This window comes from Streptomyces sp. HB132, assembly GCF_016909575.1.
Lineage (GTDB): Bacteria > Actinomycetota > Actinomycetes > Streptomycetales > Streptomycetaceae > Streptomyces.
In genome coordinates this window covers 271,327-291,355 of record NZ_JAFBGA010000004.1, presented here as the reverse complement: position 1 = coordinate 291,355, position 20,029 = coordinate 271,327, and the positions used below count along the sequence as shown (strand labels likewise).

Genomic DNA, 20,029 nt, shown 5'->3' with positions numbered 1-20,029 from the left:
AACCGGGGCTCCCGCGGCCGGGGAGGTGAACGCGGTGGTGGAACGGATTGCGGGTGTCGGTGCGGGCGGGACGGCCCGGCCGGGGGTCCTGACTGCGGCCCCCGACCGCCCCGAGCGCACACCGGTGCCGGACGAGGCCCCCCTCCTCGGCACGCGGACGCCCGGCGACCCGTGGTGGGTCGCGGGCGTCGTGGGACCGCACCCCGGTACGGAGCCCGCCTGGGTGAGGTTCGTCCGGGAGGCCTTGGCGGGCGCACCGCGCGAGGCATGGGTCGCGGACCGCGCCTATCCGGATCTGACCGGCTTCGAGGTGGTCGTCGCGCCGTTCGCGGTCCGCGCCGCCGACCGGCTGGCGGACGCGGCGGCCGGGGACGGCACACGGCCGGGGACGGCCACCTGCCCCGCGGCCGTGCTGGAGGGCTTCCGGCAGGACGTAGCGCGCCGCCTGGCCCTGCTTGCCGCCCGGACCCTCGTCTCCGAGCTGCACGGGGTACGGCTCGGCGGCGGGCTGAGCGGGGACACGCCTCAGGAGCGCTTCCGGGACTTCCTGCGGCTGACCGCCGGCCGGGCCGGCCTCACCTCCCTGGTCACCGGTTATCCCGTCCTCGCCAGAATCCTCGCCCAGGCGGCGATGAACGCGGCCGACGCCTTCGCCGAGATGCTCCGCAGACTCGCGGCGGACCGGGACCTCCTGGAGTCGTCCGCCGTACTGCGCGGCACGGGCGCGGGCGGTTCCGCCGGGCACGGGCCTCATGCCCTGACCGGGGTCACCTCCGGCACGGGCGACAGCCATCGCGGGGGCCGGTCGGTGATGCTGCTGCGGTTCGCCGACGGCGCCCGGCTGGTCTACAAGCCGCGTCCGCTCGCCGCTCACCGGCACTTCGGCACACTGGTCGAGTGGTTCAACTCCCATGCCAGGACGCCCGATCTGCGTGCCCCCCGGGTCCTGGACCGGGGCGCGTACGGCTGGGCGGAGTTCGTCGAGGAGGCTCCCTGCCGCTCGGCGGCCGAGACCACGCTCTTCTACCGGCGTCTGGGCGCGCTGCTGGCCCTGCTGCACGTCCTGGACGGCACGGACCTGCACCACGAGAACCTCATCGCCTGCGGCCCGCATCCCGTCCTGGTCGACGTGGAGACACTCTTCCATCCGCCCCTGACACAGGCGCCGCCCTCCGATCCGGCCGCCCGTGCCCTGCACGCGTCGGTCCACCGCGTCGGGCTGCTCCCGCAGTTGCTCGTGGGGGACACGACCGCGCTCGACATGTCCGCCGTCGGCGGCGGCGGGGCGGACCGGTCTCCGCTGGAGACGGCGGCCTGGGCGGGGGCGGGCACCGACACCATGCATCTGACGCGTAGCGCCGGCCGGTTCACCGAATCGGCCAACCGCCCGACGCTCGACGGTGTGCGGGCCGATCCGTTCCGGTTCACCGACGTGCTGTGCGACGGCTTCCGCGCCGCGTACACGGCTGTCAGCGACTCGCGTGACGAACTGCTGGGCGAGAAGGGCCTCCTGCGCGTCTTCGCGCGGGACGAGATCCGCTTCGTACCGCGGCCGACCTGGACGTACGCCACGCTGCTGCACGAGTCGACCCATCCCGACCTGATGCGGGACGCCACCGAACGGCAGCAGGTGTTCGGGCTGCTGCGCACCGGAGCCCTGGGCACGCCCGCTCTGCCCGGCCTGGAGGACGAGGAGATCGAGGAGCTGTGGCAGGGCGACGTCCCGGTGTTCACCACACGCCCGGACTCCGCGTACGTGTGGAGCGGTGGCGGACACAGGCTGCCGGGTCCCGCCGGGGCGACCGGGCTGGCGAGGGTGGAGTCGAAGATCCGCGCCCTGGACACGGTGGACCGCCAGGACCAGGAGCGGATCATCCGTACCGCCATGGTGAGCACCTCCACCGAGCCACCGCACCGCGCGGCCGGTGGCGGCAGGCCCCAAGCCGAGGCGACGGCACCGGAACCGGAGCACCTGCTCTCCGCCGCGCGCTCGGTGGGTGACCAGCTCGTCTCGCTCGCCTACCACGGAGGGGGCCGGACCAACTGGATCGGCCTGGAGCTGCTCGGTGAACGCTACTGGCGTCTCACACCGCTGGCGGCGGATCTCGCGGGCGGCTACACCGGACCCGCCCTGTTCCTCGCGCAGTTGGCCTCACTGACCGGTGCGGCCAGGTACGCCGACGCGGCGCGTGCGGCGCTGGCGCCCGTACCCGGCCTCCTGGACACCCTGCACCAGCGCGGTGACGACCTCGGGCTGCTCGGCTCCGGCGCCTTCTCGGGCCTCGGCGGCATCGCCTACGCCCTGGCCGAGGTCGGGAGTCTTCTCGACGACCGCCGGGTGTCGGACTGGGCGGGCCCCGCCACCCGGCTGAGCTGCGCGGCGGGTTCGGCCGAAACGGGGCTGGGGGTGCGCGGCGGGGCGGCGGGCGGCCTGGTGTCGCTCCTGGCCGTGCACCGGACCACGGGCCGGGCGGAGGCATGGCGTGGCGCCGAGCGCTGCGCCGAACGGATCGTGACGGCGGCGCTCCCCGCGTCGCCGGGCTTCGCGGACGGGGCCGCGGGCGTCGGCTGGGCCCTGCTGCGGTTCGCCGCCGCGGGCGGCGGCCCGCGTTACCGGGACGCCGGGCTGGAGGCCCTGCGTCGTGCCGTGCTCGGCGAGCACGGCGGGCCGGCCTGGTGCGAGGGCACCGCGGGGGTCGCGCTCGCGGTCGCCGACAGTCCCGGGGCCTTGGCCGATCCGGAGCTCCGCGACTGGCTGACGGCGCGGGCGGGCGACCTGGCGCGGGCGACGCCCCCGGGCGACGACAGTCTCTGCCACGGCGAGCTGGGCGTGCTGGAACTGCTCGGACACGGAGCCCTGCCCCGCCTCCGCCCCCACTGGCTGCGCCGGACCGGCACCCTGCTGGCCGCCGCCGACCGGGCGCAACCGCATTGCGGAACGCCCGCACACGTACCTCACCCCGGGCTGCTCACCGGCCTGTCGGGCATCGGACACGGGCTGCTGCGGGCGGGGTTCCCCGACCGGATCGGCTCGGCACTGCTCATGCGCCGTTCCGTGGGGGGCGACCGGTCCCCCGCGCCCATGATGTTGTCGACCAACGACCAGTAGATGAGGCAGAGATGACGCAGATCAGAGAATCGGCCGGATACGCGGACGTCGCCACGGCGCACGAAGCGGCCTTCGAGCACCCCGCCGGCCGGATAGCTCTCGGCAACAGCGGCGGGCTGGGACTGCGCAGCAGGCTTCTCAGCGCGTCGGACGGGGACCCGGGCGGCCCCGACCTGCCGTACACCACCTTCACGGTCCCGCTGTAACCCTTTCCCGCCTCGGCGCGCCGCCGTCGAGGAATGTTGCCTACTGCCGCACTCCGTACGGCTCCAGTAGCCTGCGGCCATGCGTGCGAATTCGCCGGTCACCGTCGGACGTGACGAGGAGATCGGCCTGCTGAGCAGCGCCCTGGACGCCGCACGGCGGCGTTCGGGGCGCGCCGTGTTCCTGGCCGGCGAGGCGGGGATCGGCAAGTCCAGGCTGGTCGGCGAATGCGCCGTACGGGCCTACGGGCTCGGCATGCCGGTGCTGCGCGGGCGGGCGGGCTCCACCGGGCTGGTCGTTCCGTTCCGCCCCCTGATGGAGGCGCTCTCGTCCCACTTCCGGGCGGCCGGCACCCCGACCGACCCGGAACTGGTGCCGTACCACCCGGCGTTGGCCAGGCTGGTGCCGGAGTGGCGGAGCGCGGCGTCCTCCGGGTACACGGAGACCGTGGTCGAACTGGCCGAGGCCCTGCTGCGCCTGCTGTCGGTCCTGGGCCGGGACACCGGCTGCGTGATGCTGCTCGAGGACCTGCACGACTGCGACACGGAGACCGTCGCGGTCGTCGAGTACGTCATCGACAACCTGGCGGACCTCCCGGTCCTGCTGCTGGGCACCCTGCGCCCCGAGCCGGGCACGGCACTGGACCTCGTGCGCTCCGCCGAGCAGCGTCACACGGCGACCGTGGTGGAGCTGCGGGGACTCGACGACGCCCAGGTGCGGGCCCTGACCGGTGCCTGCCTGGAGACCCCGCCCGAGCGGATACCCACGGCTGTCCAGCAGCGGCTGGTCGAACGCGCCGCGGGCAACCCGTACCTGGTCGAGGTGCTCCTGGACGATCTGCTGGAGACGGGCAGGCTGCGGCGTACCGAGGACGGCTGGGAGGCCGCGGAGCAGCCGGACCGGGCCCTGCCTTCGCGCATCCTCCGGAGCTGGTCCCTCCGGCTCGACCGGATGGACGAGCCGGTGCGGGACCTTCTGCTGACGGCGGCCACCCTGGGCAGCCAGTTCTCCGTGGCGGTGCTGCAGACCGTCACGGGCCTGGAGGACCGGGCCCTGTTCACCCATCTGAGATCCGCGGTCGAGACCGGGGTGATCGCCCCCCACGGGGCGGCGCCCGACCGCTACGCCTTCCGGCACACACTCACCGCGGAGGCGCTCGTCTCCTCCCTCGCGCCGGCGGAGCGGGCGGCACTCGCCCGGCGTGCCGCCGCGGCCGTCGAACGCTCCGGGGAGCCGCTCGACGAGGACCGGCGCCAACTGGTGGCCTCTCTGGAGCTCGCGGCGGGCAATCGCGCGGGCGCGGCCCTCCAGTTCGCGGAAGCGGGGCGGCGGATGCTCGCCTCGGGCTCGCACGGTTCGGCCGTGGTGCTGCTGGAACGCTCCCGCTCCCTTGCCGACGAGAGCGACCTGGCCGCCGTCACCGAGTCCCTGGCGGTGGCACGGGCCGAAGGCGGCGACCTGGACGGCGCCCTCGTGCTCGCCGACTCCCTGCCCCCCGTGCCCGCCCTCTCCGAGGCGGCCGAGCGGCGCGGGGACACCCACATCAAGATCGCCTGGGTGGCGGTCATGGCGGAGCGGGCCGCCGACACGGCACGTCAGATCGACCTGGCGAAGAAGCTGTTCGGCCCGTCACCGTCCCCGGCGCGACGCGCGTCGCTCGGGGTCGTCGAGGGCCACCTCTCGCTGCTTCCCGGTGGGGAGCGGCGGGAGACGGCGACGGCCGAGCGGGCCGCCCGCTCGGCCGCGGAGACAGCCGAGGCGCAGGGACTCCCGGTCGTGGCCTGCCAGGCCTGGCAGTTACTGGCGCTGCTGTCGCGGGAGCGGGGTTTCGACGCCGCCGACGCGTGTCTGGAGCGGATGCTCGCGCTGTCGACCGAGCACTCCCTGCCGCTGTGGCGGGTCGAGGCGCTGGTGCGCCTGGGGGTGAACGGCTTCATGCGGACCGGTGACGCGGCCCGTCTGCACTCCGCGCGGGGGGCGGCCGCGGCGCTCGGTTCACTTCTGCTGGCCCAGACGGTCGACGGGCTCCTCGCGATGAACGCGGTGATGTGCGCCCGGTGGGACGAGGCGGAGGAGATCACCGGACGGTCGGTGGAGGCCAGTGCCAGGACCGGCAATCACGGTGCCCACCGGTACCTCCTGCTGGCCAGGGCCGCGACGGCGGCGCACCGCGGCCGTCGCCGGGAGACGGAACGGTCCCTCGCGGCGTTCCGCAGGGCCGGGGGCGACGAGTCCGCGCTGGTGCCCCTGCGGCTGGGATTCTGCGGTGCCATCGGCGCGCTCCTGGAGGAGGACCGTGTACGGGCCCTGGCCGACCTGGACGCCGCGCTGGTCTGGGAACGCGACCACCCGAGCTACTACTACCTGAGCGGCCGCTACGGACTGCGCCCGCTGCTGCGGGTGCTGGAGGGTGAGGCGACGCGCGGCGAGTACGAGGTGGCGGCGGGTACGCCCGGGGCCGCCCTGGCCTGGAACGGGCAGTTCCTGGCGTTGGCTGAGGCGGTGCTGCTCGGCCGGGAGGGGGACTCCGCGGGGGCCGCCCGGCGGATGACCGCCTTCCAGGCCCGGTCCTCGGCCTTTCCGGTGGCCCGGCATCTGGGTCTGCGGCTGGTCGCCGACGCGGCGTTCGCCGACCGCTGGGGCGAGCCGGTCGTGTGGCTGCGCACCGCGGAGGAGTTCTTCCACGGCGCCGGGGTGCAGCCCGCGGCTGCGGCGTGCCGGGCCGCTCTGCGACAGGCCGGGGTGAGCGTCACGCAGCACCGCGGCGGACGGGACCGGATTCCCTCGCCCCTGCGGACGAACGGGGTGACCCCGCGCGAGTACGAGGTGTTCGTGCTGCTGGCGGAACGGCCGGGAAACCAGCAGATAGCCCAGCGGCTGTCCATCTCGCCCCGCACGGTGGAGAAGCACCTGGCCAGTCTGCTCAGCAAGACGGGCCGGGCGAACCGCACGGCCCTGTGCGAGTTCGCCGCGGAGTGCGTCGTCGACCAGCCCTGAGCACGTGGGCCGCCCCTCACGGAGGTACGACGGGGCGGGGCCTCCCCACGGGGCGCGGGCGCAGGGCGCCCCGGTACGGGTGGCCGGCCGCCCGGATACGGGGTGCCGGCCCTGCGGGTGGGGGAACGTGGCCCCGGCATGGGGGACTTCGGCGGCGGAGGTCGGGCACGGGCCGCGGAAGATGCGGGTCGCGTACCGATGTGCCCCCTCGGGCGTCGCGGCAGGATCGGCCGGAGCACGGCAGCTTGTCACCCCTCCCCCGACCAGGAGGCCCGCTGATGACCCGAACCGCCACCGGACCCGGCACCCCGGCCACGGTGTACTTCTCACTGCTCGGGCCGCTCTCGGCGGTGATCGACGGCAGGCCGCTGCCGCTCGGACCGCGCAAGCAGCGGCTGGTGCTGGCCACTCTGCTGTCCCGGCCCAACACTCCCGTGCCGGTCGATGTGCTGACCGACGTGGTGTGGCCGGAGGGGCCGCCTCGGACCGCGCGCAAGAACCTGCAGGTCTATGTCAGCGCCGCCCGTGCGCTGTTCGGGTCCGTGGACGGCGACGGCCGGGGCCGGGTGGTGCACGACTGCGGCGGCTACCGGCTGCGGGTGGAGGAGGGCGAGCTCGACACCCTGCGCTTCCGGACACTGGCCCGTGCGGGCCGGACGGCCGGGGAGCGCGGGGACCTGCGTACCGCCGCCCGGCTGCTGCGGGAGGCACTGGACCTGTGGGGAGAGCGCCCGCCCCTGCACGACCTGCGGGACTCGGCGGGGGTGGCCGAGGAGGCCGAACGCCTGGAGGCCCGCTGCCTCGCGGTCTACGAGGACTGGGCCGAGGCCGAGATCGAGACGGGCCGGGCGGGCGTGGCCCTGGACGGCCTGCCGGACCTGGTGGAGCGGCACCCGTTCCGGGAGCGGCTCCGGGCCGCGTGGATGAACTCCCTGCACCAGACGGGGCGGCAGGCGGAGGCACTCGCGGTGTACGACGACTACCGGCAGCTGCTGGCCAGGGAGCTCGGTCTGGAGCCCAGCCCGGCGATGGCGGCTCTCTACCGGGCGATGCTCGGCGAGGGCCGGGCCTCCCGGCCGCTAGCTCCCCGCAACGCCGCGTGCGGTGTGTCGCTCCCCGCTGACAGCCGGCACTTCACCGGCCGGGACGGCGAACTGGGGCGGCTGCTCGACGTGTCGGGCGCCCCGGACGGAGCCGTGCTGATCGTCTCCGGTCCCGCCGGGGTGGGGAAGTCGGCGCTGGCCGTCCGCGCGGCCCATCTGCTCGCCGACCGGTTCCCCGACGGGCGGGTTCACGTCCGGGCACGGCGGGAGGACGGGACGGCCCGCAGCCGCAACGACATGCTGGACGAGCTGGGACGGCTGTGCGACGTGGTCGGGCCGGGCCGGCCGGATCCGGCACAGGCCGAGAACGTCTGGCAGGACTGGCTGTCGCGGCACCGGGCGCTGATCGTGCTGGACGACGTGGCGGACGAGGCGTCGGTGCGCGGGCTGCTGCCCCGGTCCGGACGGTGTTCGGTCGTTCTCACCGCCCGCGGTCAGCTGGCCGGGCTGGAGGCCGCACACCGGGAGGCGCTGGCCGCGCCGGAGGACGACGAGGCGCTGGAGCTGCTGGCGACGCTGATCGGCGAGGCGCGGCTGCGGACGGACCCGCCGGCGGCGCTGCGCATCGTGCGGGCCTGCGGGGCCCTGCCGTTGGCGGTGGCGGTGAGCGGGATGCGGCTGGCGGTGCTGCGGCACCTTCCGCTGGCGGAGTACGCGGACCGGCTCGACGACCCGGCCGCCGCCCTGGACGAGCTGGTCGCCGGAGACGTGTCCGTACGCTCCCGTCTCGCCGCGGGCTGGCGGGACCTGAACACCCGCGACCGGGGGGTCCTCGCACGGCTCGCGGGGCTCGGACGGGACGGCGGATTCACGCTGGACCGGGCGATGGCGGTCCTGGAGCGCGACGAGCGGGGAACGATCCGCGCGGTGGAGGCGCTCATCGACAGCGGTGCGGTGACCTCCCCCACCGGTGAGGTCACCGCGCACGCGGCGCTGTACGAGGTGCCGCGGCTGCTCTGTCTGTACGCCCGCGAGAGCCTGCGCCCCGTCGAGGACCCCGGCGCTCCCGGGGGGATCCGGGAGCCACGGGAGCCGGTGCGTCCTCTCGGGGGCGGCGCGCCGCGGCTCCTCAGCCGGGAGTGAGCAGGTCCAGCAGGCCGGGGGGTGCTCCCCCGGCCGCGTCGCCGCCCGTCGTGTCCCGGCCCTCCGACAGGAAGTGCAGGGCGAGCAGCAGCCCCGCCGCCCCGGTGGCGAGGTCGGCGGAGAAGCGCCGCAGGGTCGCGCCCGGGACGAGCAGCCGGTCCTCGTCGGCGACGAGGTGCCAGGTGAGGTTGCGTACGGAGGCCAGGACGTCGGGTGCCGTCCGGATGCCGGGGGTGAGCTGCGCGGCGGCCGCGGCCAGGCCCGCGCGTCCGGTGAACAGCCCCGGTTCACGGACGAACTCGGTGACACAGCCCCTGCGTACGCCGGGGATCAGGCCGTCGGGCGAGTCCTCCCCGTACCGGGCCGTGTAGGCCTGGTACGCCAGCGCGACGCCCGAGCTGCCCTGGTCCAGGTAGAGCAGATGGCGCCGGCCGTCCTTCACCTGGACCGTGCCTCCGGGCAGGGTGACGAGGTGGGCGGCGTCGCGGGCCAGGGCGGTGCGGGCGGCCTCGCGCAGCCACGCCTCGCCGGTCAGCGCGTGCAGTTCCATGTGCAGGAGGGCGGCACCGCTGAGTCCGCACAGCAGCCCCGCCGATTCCGGGAGGCGCACACCGTCCACCGGTTCGCCCCGCACCAGACGGTCCAGGTCGCGTGCCGCGCCGACGGCGGTGCCGACGAGCCGGTCGTCCGGCGTCGGGCCGCTCGTACGTGCCATGCGCAGGGCCGCCAGTCCGGTTCCGGCGAGGCCGGTGAGCAGGTCCGCCGAACGGGCCGGTGGTGCCTGGGACTCTGCCCGCTCCCACAGCTCCCGGCCCTGGCCGGTGCGGCCGAGGAGCGAGAGGACCAGAGCCGTGCCCGGAAGTCCGTCGAAGAGGCCGCCCGCCCGGGCGGGGTCACCGCGGAGCGCGGCCTCGGCGAGCCAGTCGGTCCACTCCTCCGGGACGGGGGCGCCCACCCGGTGCAGGGCGTACAGGACGCCGGCGGCGCCGTGCGCGAGGCCGGTCCCGCCGGTGGCGAAGAGCTGGGGGTCACCCGGGAAGAGCCGGTCGGTCCGCCCGGGGGTGGCCCCGGCGTGGATGCCGGCCAGCAGCCGGGCACGGAGCTCCGCCCAGTCGGGTGCGGCTCCCTCGAACAGTGCGGCGACCTCCGCCTCGCGGCGCTGGGAGGCGTCCGTGTCCCGGAGGAGCGCGGGCCGTCGCGGCCCCGCGTCGGCGGCGAGGCCGTACCGCCGGCGGGCCCAGCCTTCCAGGGTGAGGGCCTTCGCCCGCTCGTGCCCGGCCATCTCCATGAGCGGCATCAGCATGTTGAGCCAGGTCGCCCAGAGCGCGTAGGCGTCGGCCTCCTCGCCGCGGGTGCCGGGGGGCGCCTGGAGACCCGGTGCTCCGGCCAGGGGGACGTCCTCGTCGTCCAGCGCGGTGGCGTACTCGAAGTCGACGAGGGCGACCCGCCCGTCGGGACGGACGATGACGTTGGAGGGGTGCAGGTCACCGAAGCGCAGACCGCGCCCGTGGATGGCCTCCAGTGCGCGGGAGAGTCCCGCCACCACCAGGTCGGTCCACTCGGTGTAGGCGGCGAGTTCGGATGCCGAGCCCGTCCCCCGGACGAGCGCGAAGCGGGCGACGATCTCCTCCAGCAGCGTGGAGCCCTCGATGTGCTCCTCGATCAGGAAGTGGTGCTCCCAGACGGTTCGTACCCCGTACACCTCCGGCACGCAGTCCAGACCTGCCAGCGCGGTCAGCGCCCGGTGTTCGCGGTGCAGACGGGTGACGGCGTCATCGCCCGCGCCGTCGAGCCCGCAGTGCGGACGCGCCTCGCGCAGCACCACCCGCCGACCCGTGTCCCGGTGCCTGGCCAGGTAGATCCCGCCGGCGTTCGAGAACTGGAGGGCCTCGGTCACGGCGTAGGGGAAGCCGTCGTCACGGGCTGCGGCACGCGCCGCGAGGTGGGGCCGCAGGGCTGCGGGGACCTCGACCCACTCGGGCAGCCGGAAGACCACACCACGCTCGTCCGGCACCAGCGTCCCTGACGGGTCACGCAGGGCGAGCACCCGTCGGCCCTCGGCGTCCTGGCACCATCGGGGCACGTAGGCGCCGTAGCGGGTGTGGACGGGGCCGTCGCCGATCCGCAGGTCGCTGAGTACGTAGGGGCCGCTGCGCCCCGCCAGTGCGCGGGACAGTTCGTCGGCCAGCGTCAGGAACACCGCCTCGTCGGGCGGGTAGACCGCGATGAACTTGCCCGCGCCGCTGCGGTTCATGTGCTTGTCCGCCATCAGCAGCAGCGCCTTCTCGCTGCGCAGGAACTTGAACGGCACACCGTGGCGGAGGCAGATGCGGGCGGTGTCCCGCAGGGTGGCCTCGGCCTCGTCGGGGACCGTGGACACGTGGATCTTCCAGCCCTGCTCGGCCGGTTCGCGGTTCTCGGGTACCAGCGAGGTCCACAGCCCCACGGCCTCCCGCCGCCAGCCGGCGGGAGGCGGGGCGCTGTCGAGCGGGTACCGGGTCTCCTGGTCCGGCAGCCGGTCCGGGACGTCGAAGTACGTACGGTCGGCGAGGCAGTAGAGCTGGGTTTCCTGGATGGCTGGCACGCTCGGCCCTCTCCTGTGGCGGCCCGCCGGGAGTGCGGGCGGTGGCGGTGTGTTGCGCGGTGTCCGGTCCGCGGATCAGTCCCCCGGGGCGGCGTGCTGCGCCTTGGCCGGTGTGGGGCCGGGTGCTGGTGGTGTCACGGGTTCCTCAGCCGGCTGCGGGGCCGCCACCTTCCGTGCCGAGGGCGCGAGGGTGACGACGAGGGCGGACACGGCGAGCACACAGCCGGTCAGGGAGAAGGCCCAGCGGGCGCCGAAGGCGGTCAGCAGCGCGCCACCGGCCAGCGGTCCGAACGGCTGGACGATGGAGGAGAGGAAGCTCGCTCCGCTCTGCACCCGGCCCACGCGGTCCTCGGGGGTGACGATGAGGAGCGTCGAGAGGAACCCGATGCTGGCGATCGTCGACAGGCACATGCAGAGCGCGCACATGGCTCCGGCCACCAGCGGGTCGGTGAGCCAGGCCATCGTCGCGGCCGCCGCCACGCAGCTCCAGCAGGTGGCGAGGATCAGCGACCGGGCGTACCGGTCGGGGCTGATCCGGGGTGCGATCAGTGCTCCGGCCAGCGCTCCCGCGGAGACGCAGGTGATGACGAATCCGCCGCCGATGCCGGACCGGCCCCCCTCGGAGAACACCGAGAGGGCGGTGAAGGTCATCGCCCCGAATGCGAAGTTCATGCCCAGGCCGAAGACGAGAAGGACCGTACGCAGATAGGGGATCCGCCACAGGAACGTCAGCCCCGCGGTGAGTTCGCTTCTGCTGAGCACCGGGCCCGCGGTGGCCTTGGCCCGGGAGCGGGTGCGCACGAGGGCCACGCAGAGGGTCGACAGGAGCAGGCCCAGGGCCTCGGCGGCGAAGGGGAGGGCCGGGTGGATGCCGAACAGCGCGCCCCCGACGAGCGGTCCGACCAGGCGGGCCGTCTGGGTGCGTGCCTGGAGCCGTGCGGTGGCGGTGCCCATCTGGCCGGGCGGGACGACGGCACGCATCAGGCCGAAGACGGCCGGCCCGTAGACGCTGCTGAGCACGGCGCCCGCGGCGGCGACCAGCAGGACGAGTGGCATCGGGGCGTGCCCGAACCAGACGGCCACGGTGAGGGAGGTGACGACGATCAGACTGCCCACGTCGCAGAGCCTCATCAGCCGGCGGCGTTCGACGCGGTCCGCCACGACACCGCCGGGCAGCATCGTGATCAGCACGGCTCCCACGGACACCGTCCCGACCGCTCCTGCCTGCACCGCCGAGCCGGTCTCCTTGAGCACCAGCAGGGGGAGGGCGAGTGCGCTCATCTGCCCGCCCAGAACGGCGAAGAGACCGCTCATCCAGAGCAGCCGGAAATCCCGGTTCCCGCGCAGCGGTGTGGTCATCGATAGCTCCCGTTGGTCGTCGGGTCGTAACGGAAGGCGCGCGGACCGGGGCCGGACATGTCCTGCGCCGCGAGGGCCGGAGCCCGTCGCGTGGGACGGGCCGCACACGGCCGAGGGGCGGTCTCCGTCGCAACGGAGCCGCCCCGGTTCCTCCGGCCGGCCGGGCGCCACGCAGGGAGGTGTCAGCCTCGGTCCTCCGTGGCGCCGGCCTGGTTCATCCGGTCAGTTGGCGTTCTCGACCACGCTGACCAGGCTGACGCAGTTGCCCGGCGCCACGACCTTGTCGATGGCCGTCTCCTGGAGGTCCAGCACGGAGTGCGCCTCGACCTCGGGGGTCTCGTTGGTGTCGTCGGCGGCGGGCTTGGTGTTCTCGGACATGGTGGTCTCCGTCCACTCGTGACTGCACTGGTTCCGGAACCCTGAGGTGCCGGGTCTCCGGTGGGGCCGGCTGTTGCCTGCCGTTGCCGAGAAAGTTAGGAGGCGCCGCCTGGCGATCGCTTCGGCGGCGGTATGGCTCCGGTATCGGGCCAGTTCACCGCGGCTCCACCCGCCGCGGCACAGGTTCCGTGACGAGACGGGAACCCCTCTGGGCTGGGCACATACCGCTTCCGAAGCATCCGTGGACCGTCGCCGAACCGCCACGTCACAACCTGGGGGTCTTCCGCGCACGCCGGTGGGTCCACAGGAAACAGCCCTTCGGCAGGCGCGCTCCCGGCCCCCAGAAGGAGGCGGCCCCGCATGGAACTCGGCGAACTCGTCGGACGGCGGCCGTTCCCCGCCGCCGGCCTGCTGCTCGGCCTCACCCGGCGCTGCCCCCTGAGCTGTTCCCACTGCTCGACCGGCTCCTCCGCGACGACGCGGGAGGAGCCGGACGCGAACCATCTCGTCCGCTTCGTCGGGTCGTTCACCGAGGAGAACCGCCCCGACGTGGTGATGCTGACCGGCGGCGAACCGCTGCTGCTGCCCGGGCTCGTCGGGGAGCTGAGCGCCCGCGCCCGCGCCGCCGGGTCGCGTACGGCGCTGCTCAGCGGCATGTTCTTCGCCCGTTCCGGGCGCGTTCCGCCGTCCGTCATGCGGGCGATCGAGGGCGTGGACCACTTCTCCGCCAGTCTCGACGCCCCGCACGAACGGGAGATCCCCCGGGCCGACGTGTTCCGTGCGGTGCACCGGGTCCGGGAGGCGGGCGTCGCGGTGAGTTTCCATCTCACCGGCACGGGAGCGGACGACCCCTATCTCGCGGACATCACCCGGGCCGTCGACGAGGAGTTCGGCGGTCAGGTGCCCTCGCTCGTCAACGAGGTCCGCCCGTTCGGCCGGGCGGCCTCCTGGGCCGCGCCGGCCCGGACCGGCCCCGGGGCGGGCGAGGTGTCCCCGTGCGCCATGGCCGCCTGGCCCGTGGTCGCCTTCGACGGGGCGGTGCTCGCCTGCTGCAACCAGGACACCGTGGACCTGCGGCCGGCCCCCTCCCACCTGTACCTCGGGCACATCGCCACCGACGACTGGGCGGCCGTGCGCCGACGTGCCCTGGAGTCGCCGGTGCTGCGCATGGTCCGCACGGTCGGACCCGCGCACCTGGCCGCGCGCTCCGGCGTCCCATCGCGCGGCGCCTCCTACTGCGACGGGTGCCGGGCCCTGGGGTCCGAGAGCGCCGTCGCCGACGAGGCCCGTTCGGTGGCGGCGGGGGCCGTCGGGGCCCTGCTGGACCTGACCGCGGCGCACCGCGGGGCTGCTGAGGGCCCGGTGGGCGTCGTACGGCACCACGGGTGCGCCGCGTACGCGCCCCTCGTCGTGGCCCGCGCTCCCGCCGGGGGCGGTTCCCGGTGAGCGCCGCCGGGCCCAGTCCCTCGGCACGGCTGCGGGTCACCTTGCGGCTGCTGGACGCGGAACTGCTGGGCGCCATGGAGTACATGTGGCGCGCCGAGGAACTGCTGCCGCGCTACCGGCGCTATCTGTGCACCATGCACGCCGTGGTGCGGGCCTCCGTCCCGCTGATGGAACGCGCCGTCGAACGGGCCACGCTGCTGGCCGTCCGCGGCGACCCGCTGGCCGGCCCGCTGGCGGCGTACCTGCGCGAGCACATCCAGGAGGAGCGCGGCCACGACACCTGGCTGCTGGAGGACATCCGGGCGGCGGGTTCGCCGCCCGGTGACGCGCTCGGTCCGATGCCCTCGCCGCTCGTCGCCGCCCTCGCCGGCTCCCAGTACTACTGGATCGAGCACCACCACCCGGTGGCCCTGCTCGGCTACATCGCGGTGCTGGAGGGTTACGCGCCCGCCCCGGACCTGACCTCACGCATCGCGGACACGACGGGTCTGCCGGACGCCGCCCTGCGGACGGTGCGGGAGCACGCGGCGCTGGACACGGGACACCTGGACGAGCTGTACGCGCTGCTGGACCGGCTGCCGCTGACCCGTGGCCGGCAGTCCGACGTGACGGTCAGCGCCATGCACTCCCTCGACGCGCTCACCAGGCTGTTCGTCCGGCTCGGGCGCCCCGCTGCGGCACCGCTGCCGCGGGGAGCCGGACCTTCCTCACCGACGGGAGTCACCCCATGACCCGACCATCCGAAGGCAACGGCACCCCCCGCGCACCGGGAGGCGGTGAACAGCCGGAGCTGCCGGCCGCGTTGTACGAGGCCGGACTGCCGGTGGACATGCTCACCGACGAACAGCGCCTCGTGCTCAGCGAGCTCACGCAGGAGGAGCTCACCGTGCTGCTCGACATCAAGAGCCGGCTGGACGCGGTGGAACCCGAGGTCCAGGCACACGGCGAGATCGCCGGCGGCGCCCTGTTCTGAGCCGCTTCCACGCGTCCGCCCGCCCACGGGCTCCGCGCGGAAGCACCGCCGGGCGGTACGGGCCGGTGCGGCCGGCAGGGACGACGCACCGGCCCCGCCCGCCCGGCGGCGCGGCCCCACCCGAGGAGAGAGGGATCGTCATGAACTGCCCCACGTGCCGCCAGGACCTGCCGGAGGAGGCCAGGTTCTGCTCGTCCTGCGGGACGCCGTGCGCCGTAGCGGTCGCTCCCGGGGAGGACGAACGCAAGCCGGTGACGGTGCTGTTCTGCGATCTCGTCGGCTCCACCGCCCTGTCGGGCGTACTGGACCCGGAGACCCTGCGCACGGTGACGCTGCGGTACTTCGAGGCGATGAGTGCACAGATCGTGGCCCGGGGCGGCACTCCGGAGAAGTTCATCGGCGACGCCGTGATGGCGGTGTTCGGTGTGCCGGTGGTGCGGGAGGACGACGCCCGGCGGGCGCTGGCCGCGGCGCTCGGTATGCGGGAGGCGCTGGCCGAGCTCAACGACGAACTGCACGCCACGCTCGGCATCACGCTCACCACCCGGGTCGGGGTCAACACCGGCCAGGTGGTGGCGGGCCATGACGCTACGGCCCGTCAGGCGCTGGTGTCGGGAGAGACCGTGAACATCGCCGCACGCCTGGAACAGCACGCCGGCGCCGGCGAGATCCTCCTCGGGCCGGACACCCTGCTCGCCGCCGGACCCACGGTCTCCGCCGAGCCGACCGGCCCCCTCCGGCTGAAGGGCAAGCGGGACAGCGTGGAGGCCTACCGGCTGCTGGCCCTGGGGGCGGACGACCCTGAGCTGCTGCGCCGCTTCGACGTGCCCTTCGTCGGGCGCCGTGCGGAGCAGGACGCCCTGGACGCGGCCCTGTCGGACACCGTGCGCGGGCGCCGGGCGGGACTGCTGCGTGTCGTCGGCGAGCCCGGCATCGGCAAGACCCGGCTGATACGGGAGTGGCTGGCCCGGCGGTCCGCCTCGGGAGCCCTCTCCTACGGCGCCGGCCGGTGCCGCGGAGAGGGCGCCCAGGGAACGCTCACGCCCCTCGCCGACGCCCTGCGCGCCCTGCCTGCCCTCGCCGTTCCCCAGGAGTCTTTGGCCCCCGGCGACGACGCGACGGCCCTGCTGTCCGCGGGGCTGCTGCGCGACGGTACGCCCAACGCGCCGTTCGAGGACATGTGCGCCGCACTGGCGACGGCGCTGGGCCGGGCGGCCCGGGAGCGGCCCTTCGTGCTGGTGCTCGACGACGTCCATGAGGCGGCGCCCCTGCTGACGCGCACCCTGGAGCGGCTGTCGGACGGCTCGGGGCCGGCCGGAGTGCTGATCGTCTGCGCGGGCCGCCCGGACGGTACGGCCGACGCCGCGGACTGCCTCCAGCTCACGGGACTGCCCCGCGAGGAGAGCGTCCGGCTCGCGGCCCTGCTGACCCGGCTCGACGGCGTCGCGGGGCCGGTGGACGAGCGCCTCCTGTCCCGCGCCGAGGGCAATCCGCTCTATCTGGAACAGCTTCTGGTGGGCGGCCGCATGGACGGCCCCGGATCCGGGCTGCCGCCCACGCTGCAGGCCCTGCTCGGGGCCCGGATCGGGGCGCTGGCACGGGCCGAGCGGACCATGGTGGGCCTTGCCGCCGTGATAGGCCGGGAGTTCACCTCGGCCGAACTCCTGCTGCTGGAGACCTCCGCGCGGCTGGCGGAACTGCGGGGTCCCGCGGCGGTGGACGTCTCCTCCGCCGACCGGGCGCACCGTCTCGGACGCATCGAGGAGGTGCTCGTGACGCTGACCGGGCGGCGGCTGGTGGAGCCGGGGGCTGGCCGGGAGCCGGCGGCGTACCGGTTCAGCAGCGGGCTGGTGCACGAGGTGACGTACGCGTCGCTGTCCAAGCGGGCCAAGGCGGACCGTCACGCCTGGGCCGCCGAGCTGCCCGGGGTGCTGCGGGCCGGGGACGGTGCCGTCGGCGGCCACCTCGAACGCGCCTGCCGCTACCGGACCGAGCTCGGGCTGCTCGACGACCGGACCGTGCGGCTGCGCCGCCGTGCCGCCGCCGCGCTGGGCCGCGCCGGGGCGCAGGCCGCGTCCCGGTCCGACCTCGCCTGGGCCGACGACCTGCTGGAGCGGGCGGTCGGTCTCGACCCGGATGACGCCGGTTCGGTGCGCAGGCTCGGTGAGGTCCGGGTGGCACTCGGGCAGACCGCGAGCGGGGCCGGTCTGCTGCGCCGGGTGCGCGACATGGACGCCGCGCCGGTCGAGTCCGCGCACGCCGGACTGGCGCTCGCCGTACTGGACCCCGCGGGTCCGGGCGCGGGGCTCCCGGCCACGGCACGGGCGGTGCTGCCGGTCTTCGAAGCGGCGGGCGACGCGGTCGGCCGGGCCAGGTCCCACCTGAGGCTCGCCCAGCACCTCCAGCAGGCCGGCCGGCACGAGGAGGCGGAACGCGATCAGGCGCGCGCCCTGGAACAGGCGGTCCTGGCCGGTGCCGAACCGGAACGGGCCGGCGCCCTGGGAGCGATCGGCATCTCCCTGTGGCGCGGCCCGGTGCCCGCCCCCGAGGCGGTGGCCCGCTGCCGGGGCCTGCTGGCCGCGCACGGGGAGGGCCGCCCGACGGTACGGCTCACCCTGAACTGCCCCCTGGCGGTGCTGTACGCGCTCCAGGACCGGCCCCGCGAGGCGTACGCCTGCCTCGCCGAGGCCCAGGAGCTGGCCGGGAAGCTGCGGTTCGCCGAGGCCGAGGTGTTCCTGCCCGTGTTCCGGGCCGCGGTGGAGGCGCTGCTCGGACACGGCGGCGCCGCGCTGGAACTGCTCGCCGGGGCCGACGCGGCCGCCCGGCGCGCCGACACGGCCGGGCTGCGGACGGCGGTGGCGCTGGACGCCGCCCGGATCGAACTCGACGAGGGCAGGACCCGGCGGGCGGCGTCCTGGATCGCGGGCCTCGGGGAGGCGTCGGAGCTGAGCCCGGCGGACGCCGTCGACCTGAACGGGCTGCGGGGCCGGATGGCCGCCGCCGACGGGCGCCCGGCGGCGGCGGCCGGCCACGCGGACCGGGCCGTGCGGGCGTCGCTGCTCACGGACTCCCCGCTGGTCCGGGCGACCGCCGAGCTGGACCGGGCCCGCACGCTGTCCGCGCTGGGGCGGCGGACTGCCGCGCTGGCGTCGGCGCGTGCGGCGCGGGAGCACTTCGTGAGCAAGGGGCATCTGCCGGGGGCCCGCCGGGCCGCGGGCTGCGTGCCGGACGAGGCCATGGTCACCACGACGGAGAGGAGCTGACCGATGGGAACCGTCGGAACAGGCACGGTACCGGGACAGGGACTCACCTGGAGTCTGCGGGGGCGCGGTCCCGACGACGTACCGGTCCCCGCGGACGAGGGGCCTCCGGGCGGTCTGCCCGCGCGACAGGCGACCGGGCGCGGTGTGCGGGTGTGCGTGGTGGACTCCGGCGTGGAGCGGGACCATCCGCTGGTCGGGCCGGTGGAGAGCTCCTGGGTGGTGGTCAAGGATCCGGCGAGCGGGACGATCACGGTCGAGCCGACCGGGACCGGCGACACCTGCGGGCACGGGACCGCGTGCGCGGGGATCATCCGCCGCACGGCCCCCGACTGCGAGATCCACAGCGTCCGGGTCCTCGGTGAGCGGTTCTCCGGTACCGGTGACGTCCTGATGGCCGGGCTCCGCTGGGCGGTGGAGCAGCGTTTCGACGTGGTCAACCTGAGCCTGTCGACCACCCGGACCCGCTTCGCCCCCGAGTTGCACGGCCTCGCGGACCGCGCCTACTTCGGCCGTACGGTCATCGTCGCGTCGGCCCACAACACCCCGGTGGAGAGCTTCCCCTGGCGGTTCGCGTCGGTGATCTCCGTGGGCAGCCACCAGGAGGACGCCGAGCTCCACCTGTACAACCCCGATCCCCCGGTGGAGTTCTTCGGGCCGGGGCAGAACGTGTCCGTGCCCTGGCTGGGCGGCAGGACGATCCGCACCACCGGCAACAGCTTCGCCACCCCGTACGTCGCCGGGCTCTGCGCCCGTGTTCTCTCCGGACACCCCAGCATGACGGCCTTCCAGCTCAAGAACGCCCTCTATCTGTCCGCGGCCAACGTGCACGCCGGTCCGCGTCCTTCCACAGCGGCAGGAGATACCAGTGACGACTCCGAGAACTGATGCCACGCTTTCCCCGGCGCCCTTCGCCGTCCCCGCCCCGGGTGACGACGCCCGTCACGAGTTGCTGCAGTCGGTCGTGGACGTGGCGCGTGCGATCTTCGGTGCCGCCGCCAGCTCCGTGTTCCTGCTGGACGAGGAGGCGGACGAACTGGTCTTCCAGGCGGTCTCCGGGGAGGGCGAGGAGTTCCTGGTGGGCCGCAGGTTCCCGGCGGGACGCGGCATCGCCGGCTGGGTGGCGACCTCGGGCGAGCCGATGGTGGTGGACGATCTGAGTCAGGACTCGTCCTTCGACCGTTCGCTGGCGGAGTCCACCGCCTACGTACCCGACGCCCTGATGGCCGCCCCCCTGATCAGCGACGCGCGCGTCCTCGGGGTCCTGGAGGTGCTGGACCCCTCCCCGCAGGCCCGGTCGGGTGTCCGTGAGCTGGACCTGCTGGCGATGTTCGCCCGGCAGGCGGCGGCCGCCCTGCGCGTCCTCGCCACGCATCCGGCGGAGGGCGGCACGAGGGCCCTGGACGGCGAACGGCGTGAGGACGCGTTGCAGCTCCTGGGTAGCCTGGAGCGACTGCTGCGGGGCACGGGCTGAGGGCTCGCTCACCGGCCGTCACGCAGGAGTGACGGCCGGAGCGACGGGCAGGAGCCGGG

At 74.9% G+C, this 20,029-nt stretch carries 13 protein-coding genes; 10 read left to right on the top strand and 3 right to left on the bottom strand.

The features are described 5' to 3' along the window. Window positions 1-25 precede the first annotated feature (25 nt). The 4 genes from JOC24_RS12215 (at window position 26) to JOC24_RS12200 (ending at window position 8,496) form a co-directional block, all read left to right on the top strand. Window positions 26-3,109: a type 2 lanthipeptide synthetase LanM family protein gene (locus tag JOC24_RS12215; RefSeq protein ID WP_374104494.1), complete on the top strand. Its 3,084-nt coding sequence runs from the start codon at window positions 26-28 to the stop codon at window positions 3,107-3,109. An 11-nt stretch (window positions 3,110-3,120) separates the two neighbouring features. Beyond that, window positions 3,121-3,315, top strand: coding sequence for a hypothetical protein (locus JOC24_RS12210; protein ID WP_205020243.1), 195 nt, complete (start codon window positions 3,121-3,123; stop codon window positions 3,313-3,315). Window positions 3,316-3,394: 79 nt separating this feature from the next. Further along, on the top strand, window positions 3,395-6,310 hold the full coding sequence (locus JOC24_RS12205) for a helix-turn-helix transcriptional regulator (RefSeq protein ID WP_205020242.1): 2,916 nt from the start codon (window positions 3,395-3,397) through the stop codon (window positions 6,308-6,310). Window positions 6,311-6,588: 278 nt separating this feature from the next. Beyond that, window positions 6,589-8,496 (top strand): AfsR/SARP family transcriptional regulator, encoded by a 1,908-nt coding sequence (locus JOC24_RS12200; protein ID WP_205020241.1) that lies wholly within the window; start codon window positions 6,589-6,591, stop codon window positions 8,494-8,496. On the opposite strand, the gene lanKC is transcribed toward JOC24_RS12200, so the two are convergent. The 3 genes from lanKC to JOC24_RS12185 form a co-directional block, all read right to left on the bottom strand. After that, on the bottom strand, window positions 8,483-11,080 hold the full coding sequence (gene lanKC / locus JOC24_RS12195) for a class III lanthionine synthetase LanKC (protein ID WP_205020240.1): 2,598 nt from the start codon (window positions 11,078-11,080) through the stop codon (window positions 8,483-8,485). The two genes, JOC24_RS12200 and lanKC, sit on opposite strands and share 14 nt — an antisense overlap. A 75-nt stretch (window positions 11,081-11,155) precedes the next feature. Next, window positions 11,156-12,439: an MFS transporter gene (locus JOC24_RS12190; RefSeq protein WP_205020239.1), complete on the bottom strand. Its 1,284-nt coding sequence runs from the start codon at window positions 12,437-12,439 to the stop codon at window positions 11,156-11,158. Between the two features lie 222 nt (window positions 12,440-12,661). Continuing rightward, window positions 12,662-12,817: a hypothetical protein gene (locus JOC24_RS12185; protein ID WP_205020238.1), complete on the bottom strand. Its 156-nt coding sequence runs from the start codon at window positions 12,815-12,817 to the stop codon at window positions 12,662-12,664. Window positions 12,818-13,177: 360 nt separating this feature from the next. Here JOC24_RS12185 and JOC24_RS12180 point away from each other — a divergent pair, with 360 nt between their 5' ends. The 6 genes from JOC24_RS12180 (at window position 13,178) to JOC24_RS12155 (ending at window position 19,970) form a co-directional block, all read left to right on the top strand. Next, complete coding sequence (locus JOC24_RS12180; protein WP_205020237.1) at window positions 13,178-14,263, top strand: radical SAM protein; 1,086 nt, start codon at window positions 13,178-13,180, stop codon at window positions 14,261-14,263. Beyond that, the gene (locus JOC24_RS12175; RefSeq protein WP_307792674.1) at window positions 14,260-14,994 is read left to right on the top strand and encodes an iron-containing redox enzyme family protein; all 735 of its coding nucleotides are present in this window, start codon (window positions 14,260-14,262) and stop codon (window positions 14,992-14,994) included. The genes JOC24_RS12180 and JOC24_RS12175 overlap by 4 nt, the downstream gene beginning before the upstream one ends. Then, window positions 14,991-15,236: an aroma-sacti cluster domain-containing protein gene (locus JOC24_RS12170; RefSeq protein WP_205020236.1), complete on the top strand. Its 246-nt coding sequence runs from the start codon at window positions 14,991-14,993 to the stop codon at window positions 15,234-15,236. Before JOC24_RS12175 ends, JOC24_RS12170 begins: the two co-directional genes overlap by 4 nt. A gap of 140 nt (window positions 15,237-15,376) precedes the next feature. After that, window positions 15,377-18,499, top strand: a complete 3,123-nt coding sequence (locus JOC24_RS12165) for an adenylate/guanylate cyclase domain-containing protein (protein ID WP_205020235.1) — start codon at window positions 15,377-15,379, stop codon at window positions 18,497-18,499. Window positions 18,500-18,502: 3 nt separating this feature from the next. Further along, a complete protein-coding gene (locus JOC24_RS12160) occupies window positions 18,503-19,384 on the top strand; it encodes a S8 family peptidase (protein WP_205020234.1) in 882 nt (293 codons plus the stop codon). Next, window positions 19,365-19,970 carry a GAF domain-containing protein gene (locus JOC24_RS12155; protein ID WP_205020233.1) on the top strand — a complete coding sequence of 202 codons (606 nt, stop codon included), beginning with the start codon at window positions 19,365-19,367 and terminating at the stop codon, window positions 19,968-19,970. Before JOC24_RS12160 ends, JOC24_RS12155 begins: the two co-directional genes overlap by 20 nt. Window positions 19,971-20,029 lie beyond the last annotated feature (59 nt).